Consider the following 14,149-nt stretch of genomic DNA (forward strand, 5'->3'; position numbering starts at 1 on the left):
GATTTCCATGGCTATCAACATCACAAAAGAGTACCCCTTCACCGGTAAGGCCCTCGACTTGGACGGCCTTCGCTACCACTACCTGGACGAGGGGAGCGGCGAGCCGGTGGTGATGGTCCATGGCAACCCCTCCTGGTCCTTCTACTACCGCAATCTCGTCCTCGCCCTGCGGGACCGCTACCGCTGCGTCGTTCCCGACCACATCGGCTGCGGCCTTTCCGACAAGCCAGGGGACGACCGTTACGACTATACCCTCCCCCGGCGGGTAGACGACCTGGAGAGGCTCCTCGATCATCTGAACATCAAGGAGAACGTCACCCTGGTGCTCCACGACTGGGGGGGAATGATCGGCATGGCCTGGGCTGTCCGGCATCCGGAACGGATCAAGAGGCTCGTCATTCTCAACACCGCGGCCTTTCATCTCCCCGCGGAGAAGCCGTTCCCCCTCGCCCTGAAAATCTGCCGCGACACATGGGTCGGCGCCTTGCTCGTGCGCGGTTTCAACGCCTTCAGCCTCGCCGCCTCCTTCGTGGGGTGCAAACGGAACCCCATGCCGGCAGAGCTGCGACGGGCCTACCGGCTTCCTTACGACAGCTGGCAGAACCGGATTGCCACCCTCCGCTTTGTCCAGGACATCCCCCTGACGCCGGGCGACCGGAACTACGAGCTCGTGAATACGGTAGCTGCGGGAATCGACCAGTTCCGCAACCTGCCGATCTCCCTGTTCTGGGGGGAACGGGACTTCGTCTTCGACCGCCATTTCCTTGCCGAGTGGCAGCGGCGCTTCCCCGGAGCCGACGTCCACAGCTTTGCCGATTGCGGCCACTATATCCTGGAAGACGCCGGAGAAGAGATTGTGCCGCTCATTGGCGAGTTCCTCGACCGCACCGCCACGAAAGAGGCCAATCCATGAGCACAGCCGGTCCCGTCAACATAGCCGGCCACCTGCCGGACATGGCTCGCCGACAACCCGATACCACGGCCATCATCTTCCCCCAAAAGAACCGCCGGCTCTCCTTCCGCGAACTGAATACCCTGAGCGACCGGATTGCCCACGGGCTCATTCGCATCGGCATCGGCCGCGGCGTACGAACCGCCCTTATGGTGACGCCAGGGCCGGAATTCTTCGCTCTCACCTTCGCCCTGTTCAAGGTCGGCGCGGTGCCGGTCCTGATCGATCCGGGACTGGGGATGAAGAACCTGAAAAGCTGCCTCGCCGAGGCAGAACCCCATGCCTTCATCGGCATCCCCCGGGCCCACGTCGCCCGGCGTCTCTTCGGCTGGGGAAAGGAATCTCTCCGGATATTCGTCACCGTGGGAAGGCGTCTTTTCTGGGAAGGGACGACCCTTGCCGAGATTCTCCAACAGAATGAAACGGACATACCCTTTCCCCTGGCGCCGACGGAACGTGACGATGTAGCTGCCATCCTCTTCACCAGCGGCAGCACCGGCCCCCCCAAAGGGGCAGTCTATAGCCACGGCAATTTCGCCGCCCAGGTGGATGCGCTTCGCCGCGTCTACGGTATCGAACCGGGGGAGATCGACCTCCCCACCTTCCCCCTCTTTGCCCTCTTCGCCCCGGCCCTCGGCATGACTGCCGTCATTCCGCAGATGGACTTCACCCGGCCGGGGTCGGTCAATCCCCACCGCATTATTGCCACAATCAAGGCCAATAACGTCACCACCATGTTCGGCTCGCCCGCCCTCATCAACCGGGTCGGCCGGTACGGCGCGGAGCGTGGTGTGAGTCTCCCGACCCTGCGCCGGGTCATTTCCGCCGGCGCCCCGGTGCCGGCGACGGTCCTTGAACGGTTTTACCGGCTCCTTGGCCCCGGTGCGGAAATATACACCCCCTACGGGGCGACGGAAGCCCTCCCCGTCTGCTCCATCGGCAGCAGGGAAATCCTTGCCGAGACCCAGCAGATAACCAACGCGGGGGGAGGCATATGCATCGGACGTCCCGTGGAGGGGATTCGGCTCGAAATCATCCGTATCAGTGACGATCCCATCCCTGTCTGGCAAGATTCACTCCGCGTCGCCGCTGGGACCATCGGCGAGATCGTCGTCCAAGGTGAACAGGTGACCCGGGGTTACTACAATCGCCCCGAAGCAGACCTGCTGTCGAAGATCGCCGACCCGGCCACCGGCGGTTTTTTCCATCGCATGGGTGACCTGGGGGGAATCGACGAGGCAGGAAGGATCTGGTTCTGCGGCAGGAAGTCCCATCGCCTGGAAACGGCCGATGGGCCGTTCTACACCATCCCCTGCGAGGCGGTCTTCACTACCCATCCCGCCGTCTTCCGCACCGCCCTGGTGGGAGTTGGGGGTGAAGGGGATCAGCGACCGGTACTCTGCGTCGAACTGGAAAAAGGGGTAAAGGTCGACCGGGAAACAGTCCGCAAGGAACTCCTGGCTATCGGCGGCGCCCATATCCACACCCAGCCCATCACCACCATCCTCTTCCACCCGGCTTTTCCGGTCGACATTCGCCACAACGCCAAGATTTTCCGGGAAAAACTGGCGCTCTGGGCGGCAAGGAAGCTTTCGTGAAGGCACTGGTAACCGGCGGCGGCGGTTTCCTCGGCGGAACGATCGTCAGGCTCCTCCGGGAGCGAGGTGAATCGGTCCGGAGCTTTTCCCGTCAGACATACCCCATACTCGCCCATCTTGGCGTGGAACAGGTGCGGGGCGACGTCGGGGATCGGAATGCGCTGCTTCACGCCGCCGAGGGGTGTGACATAATCTTTCACGTGGCGGCAAAAGCCGGTATCTGGGGGAGTGCTGCGGAGTTCCACCGGGCGAACGTCACCGGCACGGAGAACGTCATCGCCGCCTGCCGGCACCACGGCATCGACAGGCTCGTCTTCACCGGCTCCCCGAGCGTGGTCTTCGATGGCACGGACGTGGAGGGGGGTGACGAATCCCTCCCCTACCCTGCGCACTACGAGGCCCATTACCCCCGGACCAAGGCGCTGGCCGAACGCCTCGTCATCGCGGCCAACGGACCCGACCTGGCCACCGTTTCCCTCCGCCCCCACCTCATCTGGGGACCGGGGGACAACCACCTCGTCCCCCGCATCGTGGCCAAGGGGCGTGCCGGCAAACTGCGCCGGATCGGCACGCGCGAATGCCTCGTTGATACGGTCTACGTGGACAACGCCGCCACAGCCCACCTGCTCGCCGCTGACCGGCTGACTCCCGGCGCCACTATTGCCGGCAATTGCTACTTCATCACCAACGGCGAACCGATCCCCCTCTGGGACATGGTCAACAGAATACTCGCCGCAGCCGGCCTGCCGCCAGTTACGGGGAACGTATCGCCAGCCGTGGCCTATGCTGCCGGCATGCTCTGCGAGGGGATATGGTCACTCTTCAACCTTTCGGGAGAGCCCCCCATGACCCGCTTCGTTGCGCGGGAGATGGCCACCGCCCACTGGTTCGACATCACCGCCGCCCGCCGGGACCTCGACTACGAGGCTGCCATCTCCATCGATGAAGGACTCGCCCGTCTCCGTGAATCGCTTGCCGGGGGAAAAGCGTGACTCCCCCGCTCACCGTCCTGCCGGGAGAAGTACATGTCTGGCTCTCCTCTCTCACCGGCGATGACGACAGATTGACCCGTTTCAAAAACATGCTTTCCCCGGACGAACTGGCACGGGCGGACCGCCTGCGGGATCAGAAGGCATGTGAAACCTTCATCGCGGGGCGCAGTTTTCTCCGCGAAACTATCGCCCGCTACCTGGGCAAGGATCCCGCCTCGCTTCGGTTTAAAACGAGTGACCAGGGAAAACCCCGTCTGGCCGATGACGGGCCACTGCTCTTCAACATATCCCATAGCGGCGACCTCTGCATCCTGGCCGTGACCGTCGGCAGCGATGTGGGGATCGACCTGGAGCAGCGGCGGGATGATCTGCCCTACCGGGATATGGCCCGGCGCTACTTTTCACCCCGGGAACGGGACGAGCTGTTCAGTCTCACCGATCAGGAACAACTCGACGCCTTTTACCGTTGCTGGACCCGCAAGGAAGCCTGGCTGAAAGGGTGCGGCACCGGCTTCACCCAACCCTCCGACAGTTTCGACGTCTCCCTCCTCCCCGGCCATCCTCCGGCCCTCATCGCCCATCGTACACTTCCCGGCGAGCCCGCCCGCTGGAGCCTCGCAGACATATCCCTTCCCGACGGCTACTGCGCCTCGCTTGCCAGCGCGGGCGACCGGCCGGTCGTTCGCTACCTCCCCTGACGTACGACAACGAAAACCCCGGAAGCCAGAAAGGCAATCGGGGTTTTTAAAATAGGGCTGAAGGCTGAGGGCTAAAGGTTAGCCCCGCAAAGAACAGATCAAAGCATTCAGCACCTTTTCTGTCTCCACAATTTTCGGTTGAATGAGCTTCGATCCTTCCGCGTTAAGAAAACCAAGCCGGTTTGATAGCTCGATCTGGTAACGCAGCTCCCTCAATGAGCCGAAAGCAATGGTCAGAAATCTGTGATAATCGGCCTGGCTGCCACGCGCGCAGCCTTCGACTATATTCGACGGAACCGACACTGCAGCCCTGCGAATCTGCGATGTCAGACCATATTGCTCTTCTTTCGGGAATGCCATTGTTACCTGATAGGCCAACAATGCAATCTCGTCCGCCATTTCAAAAGCCTTCAGTTTATTATGATCACGCACTGGGTTCTCCTTCAGCCTTCAGTCTTCAGTCTATAACCTTCTGTCTATGTGTTGAAAGCCTAGTTCTGGGTGGAGGCAGCCACATTGCTCAGTCCTTGATGCCGCTTTTGACACAGAACTCCCGGTACTGCTTGTAAAGGTGCGTTGGTGGCCGAATCATCGCCAATTCCTTAATGTTTTTAATTTACGTTTTATCAGATTTTACGTATAGTATGCGACAAATTTTTCGTGCTATGGGAAACGACGCTATAATGAAAACCCGCCTTATTCTCAAACCCGGCCAACGAGGCACCAAAAGTCTGATCAGCAAATACGGTGATGATCTTGTATGTGTTCGTTACAGATACGATCCAAAGACTCGTCAACGGTTAAAAACGATTGAACTGATTATCGAACGAAAAGAATGGGAGCCTCCACCGGAAAAGTTCTCAGCAGAAACTCTCGTTGCACTGAAAATAGAAGGATATGAAACCGAGTTGCGCAAGAAAGTCAAGGAAGCCGGGGGAATTTGGAAGCCGGATAGGCGGCTTTGGTTTGTTCAATATGGAAAAATTTCCGGGACAATTCTGGAAAAGCATATATATAGATGCATTGGATAAGTAGCAATTTGCCAAAAAGCATCTATATGTATATGCCTAGTTTGCATCTATATATAGATGCAAGTATCTACAAGCAGATGCATGCATATACATATAGATGCCAAGTACTAACTGCTCAATAACGAGTTGGTACAAGAACGGAGAACCAAATGAATGAAATGGAAGCCTTGTTTGCTGAGTGGAAGAAGTTGGTTATGAATGAGGCCGATCATTTCGTTGAAGATGGAATCATTTATCCTGAAATGTGGAGTCAAGCTAGGAAGAAAATCCTATTCATTCTAAAAGAAACCAATGATTACAAGGGCAGCATTTCAAAATTGATTCACGATGCATCTACTATTCGCCCTAAAAGTGGACTCTGGGGTAGTCCCACGTTTCACAACATCGGCCGATGGGCCTACGGTCTTCTCAATTATCCCCAAAGCGTGGGCGCTTATAAGGCCGCAAATAATAATCGTAAAAAATCGGTACTTTCATGTTCGTTCATAAATTTAAAAAAAACGACCGGGGGTAGAACTGCTACCAAAACAGTAGATGAGAGTGCACAGAAATACTCAAAATTTATTAGAAGACAAATTGAGATCATAGATCCTGAAATCATTGTTTTTGGTGGGACATTTCAGATTGTGAAAGACAATGTCATCCCAGAGTTGGCGAGAGTTTCTACACGAATTCATCAATTCGGAAGCATTATCTGTATTAATGCCAATCATCCTGCCTGCACTAAAAAGCGTACTCTGATTTATGATCAAGTGGTTTTGAACTACCACAAATACATTTCTGAAAAAGAAAATTCTGAGGGCTCTGCCTCGGCAAGTTTGACGAAAATATGATGTACCAACCAGAGCGCTAGACCTGACCGATAAAGCCGTCAGGTCAGCGCCCGCGCCGTTAGGCAATAAAGAGAAAAACCATGAAATACCCGCATTTCACAGACAGTTTTCTACTTGAGCTACCTGTGGATCAGGCATTTAATCTCTGTCTGAACCACATGAACTATGTGTCTAGCCACACACTTAAAAGCTTCAGTACGGACGACGCAAACGAACAAGAGTTTATCGAACATTTGCGGTCACCGTGGAGTTTCACAGTAGAAAAGGCAAACTTAAAGTTTCTCAAAATCAATGAAAGCCGAACTCAGGTGAAAGTTTTCGTCACGGCATTGCTTCCAATCAACTCATATGATTTTAGAGCCATAAAGAAAGTCCTGAGTTACTTGAAGAAGACAAAGTTTTTTGAGTCTGCACTCCAAGGAAAGTCGTAAGGCTGTATTGCGTTGAGCAATTGTGAAGTGAGGTCCGCCTAACACTCGGGTGCTGCTGCTTCCGCTTCGCTACACAGCAGACCCTCGAGCCGTTGGACGAATATCGGCACAGCATTCCGTGAGCAGGAATAGGCCAAGGCCGGACAGTAGCTAAAGACACTGGAATTTGTTTGGAGCAGATCAACATGCCACTCTTTGACACAGCTAATCGTATCCCCCAAAAATCCAGCCATACCGTCTGGCCGCTCTATCTGTTTCTTGCCATCTTTTTCATTGTCGGCAGCGGCTGTCTGCTCTATGCCCCAGTCAAGGCGGTGAAAACACTTCTCTTCATCCGGAATGCAGCCGTAACCACCGGAACCGTGGAAGATTTTGTGGCGAAGCGAGGCTCGAAATCGACTACCTACGCCCCCGCTGTCACCTTTCATACCCCGGATGGGAGGCTGATCAGGTTCACCTCCCGGATCAGCGGCAGCACATCGGCATACAACGTCGGGCAGCGGCTGGAGGTCTACTACGACCCGACAAACGAGGGGAACGCCGAGATCAAGGGGTTCATCCCTCTCTGGATGCCGGTCATCATCCTCTCGGCCCTCGGACTTGCTTTCAGCGGGATTGGCGGGGGGATGATCTACGCCATTCGCCGTTCTGTAAAGGATGCGGAACAGAAGGAGGCGCTGCTACGGAAGGGGGTGCCGGAGTGGAAGGCAGAATCGGACTGGCAGTCGGCAACGATCAGGTCAGCCACTGGCAGGGAAGCGGCTTTTTTCTGGCTGTTTGCCACTGTCTGGAATGCCATTGCTCAGCCTACGGGATTCATCTGCATCAACGCTGTAATTTACGAAGGTAACCGTCTGGCGGCAATCGGACTGATGTTCCCCTTGGTTGGTTTCTGGCTCCTCTGGGAAGCAGTCAGAAGGACACTCCAGGTACGGATTTTCGGTGATATTCAGCTCCGGATGGACCCGTTCCCCTCCTCGATCGGCGGAGAAGCCGGCGGTACGCTCGAACTTCCGGTCCGCTTCAGCAGCGGCAATGTCTTCGCGGTCTCTCTCAGCTGCGAGCAGGTTATCAAGCACCATGATGGCAGCCGCAAAGAACTGGTCTGGCAGGAGGCCGGCTGTGCTGCGTCAACACTTGGACCTGCCGGCACACGGATCGCTTTCCGGGTTGCTGTTCCTGCCACCAAACCGCCAAGCAGCGATTCCCATCAGTGGACGGTACGTATCACCGCCGAACTTCCCGGCCTGGACCTGGATCGAAGCTTCGTCATTCCGGTAATCCGAGAGGAATCGCCCCGGACATCCCGCCTGACCGTACCGCGGGCCCCTGACCTGATGCCCTGCGAAGAGCTCCCTGTCGGAACAGTACAGGTCGAACGTCAGGGGGGGAGGCTCCTGCTCCGCTACCCCTGTCGCCGGAATCTGATGACCGGATTGTTGTTCGCATTTTTCAGCGGCTGGTTTCTTGGGGGAACATCAATCTTCGTGTTCAAATCGCCCGGCATGGGATTTGCGATCCTGCCCATTTTCGGCATGATCGGCGCAGGCTTGCTGCTTTATGCCGTATGGCTCTTAAGCAACTCGCTTCAGGTTGCAGTCGGAGCAGGCGAACTATCCGTCGTGCGTCGATTATTCGGCATCCCGGTCTATAGTTCCCGCATAGAGACTGCTCTGGTCAGGAGAGTTGAAATCGTGAAATCCGGGGCACGCGGCACAGGAACATCCGCAAAACTGATCTACCGGATCACGGCCGATTGCGGCAATGGCACAACCATCACGCTGGGAGATGGAGTTGAAGGGAGAACCGTTGCCGAGGAGATCGCCCGACAGCTGCGACAGGTATGCGGGTTAATCGTCCCGGCAGCTGCACCGTTGGAGGGAAAGCAACAACTGCAGCCACAACCCATCGCCGTCACCACTGAAAGGACTCTCAAGGGCGCTGCGACAATGACCTGCCCGAAGTGCGGCGTGACACAGCCGATCACCGATACATGCACCGCCTGTCAGGTGATCATTGCCAAGTACGTTAAGCGACAGTCATTGATGACGGGTTCGTCCCCATCCCCGGCAACAGAGGGAAGGCAAGCCAGCTACAAGCTCAGGTTTGTTATTGCGGTAATCAGCAGCATTGTCTGTATTGGGGGAGGATGGCAGTGGTGGGTATCCTCGAACCCGCATGCGGATCGCACGGCAGAGAGCAATTCGTACCGGAGTGAAAAGTTCAAGTTTGCCGTCTCTGTCCCTGCCGATTGGAAGAGATATTCCGTCAAGGAAGCGATCTCGTGCGCAACGATACGGAAGGAGTATGCGGACCAGTACCTGTTTCTGGCGAGCCCGTCAAAACCTGATGAATCACTGCTGGTTGTCAATATTTCAGGCGTCAGCCTTGACAACTTCAAGTCTTTTGGATGGGATGGATATGTTGCACAGGTCGCCGGCCGAAATACCGTAAAGTTCTCGGACATCAAAGACATCAACGGCCTGAAAGTGCATCGGATCGGGTACGAAATTGCCGGATCATACCGGGAGGACGCACTGTTTGAAGCAGGTAATAAACTGATCGAAATATATTTTTACGTGCCGCTCGGTAACAATACTGCAGACCGTGTCGCCGAAACGCGCGCCATTCTGGAAGACAATCTCCGTAAGTTGTAAGTTGCGAGGTCTAAAGACGCTGCTTGTCATTTTGTTAATGGATTATTCTTAAACATAATGACGATTCCAACAAGGCTTACGACCCGCCCAAGAAGCTGGCGGGTCAAGCCATGCCCGTTGGGTATACCCGTCCGCAAGACAAGAAAAGCCCCGGTGGTCACAGGACCAACGGGGCTTTCTGACAGCGGCATACTTCCCTCTCCTCAATGCCTCCACGGCGGCGGAGGGGCATACCCGTCATCGTCCCACATCCGGTTTCTCGGCGGCTGGTATCTGCCGCAGGTGATAATCCCCTTGCGGCAGAGGGTTTCGCGCCATTCGTACCGGATGTATATCTTCTCCCACGCGCCGGACTCCGGCTCGAACTCAACCGTGCGCACCGGAGAATACTCCTCCCGACCGTAGCCTGTCCCGGCGCTTTCTTCCATCCTGTCGGCCGCCTTTGCCCTTTTTTCCATGGACGGTGCCGCCGGCGCGGCCGATCCCGATTGCCCCCGGAATAACCCAACCGACGGCTCGTAGTGGCGAACCTCGGGATAGACGGCAACAGCGATCACCCCCATGGCCGACTCATCTTTGAAAGCCGCGGCATAGGAATCGGCGGCGGTGGTGAAATAGAAACGGTTGACCCGGTCGTCCCCCGTGCGCCACCCGTTGTATTCTCCCACACCATAGGGTTCCAGGATGTACATTCTCTCCCTGTTTCCGAGCCACGATTTCTTGCCCGAGATGATGTTACGACCATCCACGGCTATAACGATGCCGACCCGCCGGTCCAGACGGTTGCGCACGACGATGCTGTAGTGATCCCCCCTTATCGCCTCCGCGTAAACCTTCCGGTTGTTTCCTCTCGCGGTTGCCGGGGACAAAGGGAGCTCACGCCCGTTGTCCGTCCTGACCCTTACATCCACTGCATCGCCGACCGAATCCGCCCATGCCCCGACGGTAAGCCCCATGAATACCAGCAAAAAAACCATCGTTCTCATACGCCCCTCCCTGTCCTGCCGTGTAATTGACTCTTTGCACGGTTAGACACGGGAGAGGCGAAAAAAGTTCCTGATAAACTGCAAAAAATTTCAGAACACGAGAAATGGCGCTGGTTCAGTTCCTTCGAGTGTAGAGTTGATCACCATCTGATACGCAGCTCGACCATTTCCCCACCCCGCGCGGCGATCTGCGGCGGTTTTCGGAGTGTCCCAATTCGCTCCAGGCGCGTAACGAGAGCCGTAATTTTACGACCATCGATTTGAGCAAGGAGAATATGGCCCGCTTCGCCATACGCGCGGCGGACAATTCTGCCCTCAACACGTGTAACAGCTTCTTCGACCGCCCCGGCAGCGCTGGCGGAGTCCTCAACCTGGAGGGCGATTTCGACCGGCTCTCCCCTCACCTCTCCCGCCGTCTCCGGCCGGTATTTCGCAGACGCAGCTGGCGCAGGCGGCCTTTCCATGACCTCAGCGGGAAACCTGGTGCCGGAAGCGCCGTCTTGTTGTCTCACCCCTCCGAACGCCTTCAGTTCTTCCCGGGCTCCCTTGCGTACCTCCATCGTTTCGGATTCCTGGGAAGGTGCCCCGCCCTTCATTGTCTCCGCCCGGGGCGCCACTGCCTTCGACCGTTGAGCGGCCGGACCGGAGCCGACTAATGGTGGGGAATACGCAGGAGCAGGAGGCTGGGTAGCAAGAGGGGCCGCTGCCGGTGGCGGCGGAGCGTAGCCGCCCCTGTCGGCGGCAGGAGGGGGGGCACCGGCCGGTGCTCCCGAAGCGACAGGCGGAGTTGCTGGCTGGGGCTGGGGGGACGCAGCCGAAGGAGCAGAAGGCCGCTGTTTCGGCTGCGGTACTGCGGAGGGTTGCATGACTTCCTCACGGCTCATGGTTGGGATATCGGTAAGGGGGACCTGGGGGGCGGTCGTCCGTGCCAGATAGTAGCCGGTAACGCAGAGAAAGACGAGAGCGAGCGCCTCCAGGGGGAGCTTGACGTGGAGCGGGAAGAAGAGCCGTTTCCAGAGAGCGGGCCTGGGCTCCGCTACATCTTTCACCCGTGCCATGATCTTCGCGGTCAGCCAGGGTGGCGGTTCCACCTCGGGAAGGCTTTTCATGTGCGCGATTGTCCGTTGGAGGTCTGCCAGCGCCCCGCGGCAGCTCCCGCACGTTGCGAGGTGCGCCTCTATTTCCGACTTTTCCGTGGCGCTGACGACATTGTCGAGATAGTCAGACAGCCTGCGGCGTATCTCCGTATGCTCCATCACAACTCTCCCACTGCCCGTTTCAGGCAGTCCTTCACCATTTCCCTGGCCCGGAACAGTCGGGACTTGACCGTCCCTTCCCGAACCTTGAGAATGGCGCAGATCTCATCGTAGGAAAAATCCTGCAGATCCCTCAGCACGATGGTCTCCCGAAACTCGGTGGCCAGGGCCTTGATACACCCCTGCAGCTTTTCATGGAGATCGAGCCGCTCCAGACGCTCCAAGGCGGATGGAGCGTGTGAGGGATGCTCATGGACAGGACAATCATCGTCGGTGGAGGACCCATCCAGGGAGAATGGCTCGTGCATCCGCTTTGTCTGGATCTGCTGGAACCGATTGCGCGACATGTTGACCACAATACTCGTCAGCCAGGTGGAGAAGCGCGATTCGCCGCGAAAGGAATCGATCTTCCGGAAGGCCGCGACAAAGACGTCCTGCACCACCTCGCAGGCATCATCGTAGTTTCCCGTGATCCTGAAGGCGATATTGAGCATCCGCTTCTGGTATTTGTTCACCAGCGCCTCGAAGGAAGATACATTCCCTTTACGCCAGGATGCTACCAGAGCGGCATCGTCATCCATAGTGGTATCCCGTTCATGACTCATACAATAAGACAATCCCACATCTGTTTATGTTCCCCGCCTTCAGATAGACATATTCCCAATCATGGACGCCTATGCGATCTGGATCATTTTGTTCACGGTTTTTCCCTCAATAATGCCATCGACAGCGCTGACGTAGGCTTTGTAATGATCGGTGCTCATGTGCTTTTCCAGGCAGGTCGCATTCTCCCAGTTCTCGTAGAAGACAAATACGGCGGGATCAGCGTTGTCCTGATGGAGGCGGTACTCGATGCACCCCTGCTCTTTCCTGGTCGGTGCGACGAGCTTCAACAGTTCCGTTTTGACGGCTGCAATGGAATCCTTCTTGGCTACGAGCTTTGCCACTACCGTTATTGTTGACATAGTTAACCTTTCTTTCTGCGTGCATGGTTGCCAGCGCCATTCAGGAACCGCCCCCGGCATAAGGGTCAGCAGGCTGGGATGTCCCTTCTGTCACCTCGGGCAATGGAGTCCGGTTCTGTACTGCAAACACTTCGATGCCGGCCTTGGTTTCCAATGGGCAAACGTTCTCACAAATACCGCAGCCATTGCAGATTTCGTCCACAACATAGGGCTCCTTGACTTTTTTGCGAATACCGTCCAGACCGACGGTTTCAACTTCCCGTGAGCGGATGGCTTTGCTGGGGATGGGGCAATGCTCCTCGCAGACAATGCAGTCGACGCGTTTCGCAAACGGCAGGCAGTGGTTTTTATCAAGGACCGCCTTGCCAATCACCTCGCGTCGCTTCTGTTCCACCGGCAAGCGCGGTATTGCCCCGGTGGGACAGACCTGGCCGCACAGAGTGCAGTTGTACTCGCAATATCCCAGGCGCGGGATGACCAGTGGCGTATAGATACCTTCAATTCCGGCCTGGAAGGCCGCCGGGTAAAGTGCATTCTTCAGGCAGACTTTCATACACTCTCCGCAGCGGACGCATTTTTCTAGGAACTCGTCCTCACTGCGTACGCCGGGAGGACGCAGCAGGCGTGATTGTTTCTCCGGCGGGCGGAAACGGGCAGGAATCGCCAGCAACATACCCGCCGCCACCCCCCCCAGCAGCACCCTCCGCTCCGGCAACAACGGCCCCATCCCGCGGTTTGGTGCAACAGCCAGGAATCTAATACGTTGATGCGGGCAACGCACCTGACATTCCAGGCAAAGAATACATTCCTCCTTGGCCAGAATGTCCCGGTCAAAAGTTGTCGGGCAGAGTTCGCGGCATTTCCCGCAATCGGCGCATAAACCGCCTGGTACACGCTTGAACAGGGAAAAACGTCCCAGCCATCCAAGGAGAGTGCCCAACGGGCAGAGATTGCGGCACCAGTTGCGCTCCTCGTATCGTTCCAGATATATGATGCCCACCAGGATTACCGTCGATAGGAATGCCAGCGGGTAGAGAGTCTCGCGGAAGGGAAGGATGCTGGAGTGCACCAGGTTCCAGGCCGGGGCAAGCACATCGCGACGTTCGCCGATCAGGTGGTAGAGTTCCACCCACCCCTTTCGAGCAAAGAGCCCCAGAAGCGGGTAGAAGAAGAAGGTCAACCCCCTCAGCAGGATGGCAAAAGGGTCCAGAAGTCCGGCAAGATTCAGGTTTAACAGGGCCGCCGCAAGTATCGGCACGAGCAGCCAGTATTTCAGGCTTCCCTTGAGTGCGGCAACCGGGGCGGTCTTGCGAATCCGGGACGTCACCAGATCAAGGGTCGTCCCCAACGGGCAGATCCAGCCGCAAAAGAAACGTCCAAGCAGCAGCGTTGCCAGCGTCATTAGCGCCGCGGGCAGAAGCAGGTGTGTCCAGGATTTGGCAGCCAACAGGTAGCTGAACAGCACCAGAGGATCAACCCGAAAAAAAGAGTTCACCGCCGCGTTGATCTCATCCTGACCGCGGTACTCGGTTTGAACGAACAGTATGAGGAACAGCGCCAGGAATAAATATTGTACGATGCGTGCAGTAGTAAGTTTCATGCTAGACATCACTCCCTGTATTCTGAATCAAAACAGAGCCTGTTTTCGGCGTTCTGCAGCACCGTCATCGGCGACAGCAGTTTTCACAACTGACGGTAGCCGCTCCAATAGATGCAACAAATGTCGCCGTGCGCAGAGTTGCAAAGACCA

At 56.9% G+C, this 14,149-nt stretch carries 13 protein-coding genes; 7 read left to right on the top strand and 6 right to left on the bottom strand.

The window, feature by feature from the left end; genetic code table 11:
• Nucleotides 1-7: 7 nt before the first annotated feature.
• Genes LDN04_RS13155 through LDN04_RS13170 form a run of 4 tightly spaced genes read left to right on the top strand, consistent with a single transcriptional unit; the run spans nucleotide 8 to nucleotide 4,240 of the window.
• Entirely contained in the window at nucleotides 8-913 is a 906-nt protein-coding gene (locus LDN04_RS13155) for an alpha/beta fold hydrolase (RefSeq protein ID WP_223911392.1), read from the top strand.
• Nucleotides 910-2,550, top strand: a complete 1,641-nt coding sequence (locus LDN04_RS13160) for a fatty acid CoA ligase family protein (RefSeq protein ID WP_223911395.1) — start codon at nucleotides 910-912, stop codon at nucleotides 2,548-2,550. The genes LDN04_RS13155 and LDN04_RS13160 overlap by 4 nt, the downstream gene beginning before the upstream one ends.
• Nucleotides 2,547-3,542, top strand: a complete 996-nt coding sequence (locus LDN04_RS13165) for an NAD-dependent epimerase/dehydratase family protein (RefSeq protein WP_223911398.1) — start codon at nucleotides 2,547-2,549, stop codon at nucleotides 3,540-3,542. The genes LDN04_RS13160 and LDN04_RS13165 overlap by 4 nt, the downstream gene beginning before the upstream one ends.
• The gene (locus LDN04_RS13170; RefSeq protein WP_223911401.1) at nucleotides 3,539-4,240 is read left to right on the top strand and encodes a 4'-phosphopantetheinyl transferase superfamily protein; all 702 of its coding nucleotides are present in this window, start codon (nucleotides 3,539-3,541) and stop codon (nucleotides 4,238-4,240) included. Before LDN04_RS13165 ends, LDN04_RS13170 begins: the two co-directional genes overlap by 4 nt.
• Before the next feature lie 78 nt (nucleotides 4,241-4,318).
• Here LDN04_RS13170 and LDN04_RS13175 read toward each other — a convergent pair whose 3' ends face one another.
• Nucleotides 4,319-4,672 carry a four helix bundle protein gene (locus LDN04_RS13175; RefSeq protein WP_223911404.1) on the bottom strand — a complete coding sequence of 118 codons (354 nt, stop codon included), beginning with the start codon at nucleotides 4,670-4,672 and terminating at the stop codon, nucleotides 4,319-4,321.
• A 251-nt stretch (nucleotides 4,673-4,923) separates the two neighbouring features.
• On the opposite strand from LDN04_RS13175, the gene LDN04_RS13180 reads away from it, so the two are divergent.
• From LDN04_RS13180 to LDN04_RS13190, 3 genes are all read left to right on the top strand, one after another.
• Nucleotides 4,924-5,271: a hypothetical protein gene (locus LDN04_RS13180; protein WP_223911407.1), complete on the top strand. Its 348-nt coding sequence runs from the start codon at nucleotides 4,924-4,926 to the stop codon at nucleotides 5,269-5,271.
• Nucleotides 5,272-5,420: 149 nt separating this feature from the next.
• Nucleotides 5,421-6,104 carry a hypothetical protein gene (locus LDN04_RS13185; RefSeq protein WP_223911409.1) on the top strand — a complete coding sequence of 228 codons (684 nt, stop codon included), beginning with the start codon at nucleotides 5,421-5,423 and terminating at the stop codon, nucleotides 6,102-6,104.
• Between the two features lie 616 nt (nucleotides 6,105-6,720).
• Entirely contained in the window at nucleotides 6,721-9,192 is a 2,472-nt protein-coding gene (locus LDN04_RS13190) for a DUF3592 domain-containing protein (protein WP_223911411.1), read from the top strand.
• A 203-nt stretch (nucleotides 9,193-9,395) separates the two neighbouring features.
• On the opposite strand, the gene LDN04_RS13195 is transcribed toward LDN04_RS13190, so the two are convergent.
• The 5 genes from LDN04_RS13195 to LDN04_RS13215 all read right to left on the bottom strand — a co-directional run bounded on the left by LDN04_RS13195 (nucleotide 9,396) and on the right by LDN04_RS13215 (nucleotide 13,999).
• Entirely contained in the window at nucleotides 9,396-10,178 is a 783-nt protein-coding gene (locus tag LDN04_RS13195) for a hypothetical protein (RefSeq protein ID WP_223911413.1), read from the bottom strand.
• Nucleotides 10,179-10,318: 140 nt separating this feature from the next.
• Nucleotides 10,319-11,434, bottom strand: coding sequence for a DUF2275 domain-containing protein (locus LDN04_RS13200; RefSeq protein WP_223913393.1), 1,116 nt, complete (start codon nucleotides 11,432-11,434; stop codon nucleotides 10,319-10,321).
• Nucleotides 11,434-12,039, bottom strand: a complete 606-nt coding sequence (locus tag LDN04_RS13205; protein ID WP_223911415.1) for an RNA polymerase sigma factor — start codon at nucleotides 12,037-12,039, stop codon at nucleotides 11,434-11,436. Before LDN04_RS13205 ends, LDN04_RS13200 begins: the two co-directional genes overlap by 1 nt.
• Nucleotides 12,040-12,108: 69 nt before the next feature.
• Nucleotides 12,109-12,399: a putative quinol monooxygenase gene (locus LDN04_RS13210; RefSeq protein ID WP_223911418.1), complete on the bottom strand. Its 291-nt coding sequence runs from the start codon at nucleotides 12,397-12,399 to the stop codon at nucleotides 12,109-12,111.
• A 40-nt stretch (nucleotides 12,400-12,439) separates the two neighbouring features.
• Complete coding sequence (locus LDN04_RS13215; protein WP_223911421.1) at nucleotides 12,440-13,999, bottom strand: 4Fe-4S binding protein; 1,560 nt, start codon at nucleotides 13,997-13,999, stop codon at nucleotides 12,440-12,442.
• Nucleotides 14,000-14,149 lie beyond the last annotated feature (150 nt).

The sequence above is a fragment of the Geobacter sp. AOG1 genome, assembly GCF_019972315.1.
Lineage (GTDB): Bacteria > Desulfobacterota > Desulfuromonadia > Geobacterales > Geobacteraceae > Geomobilimonas.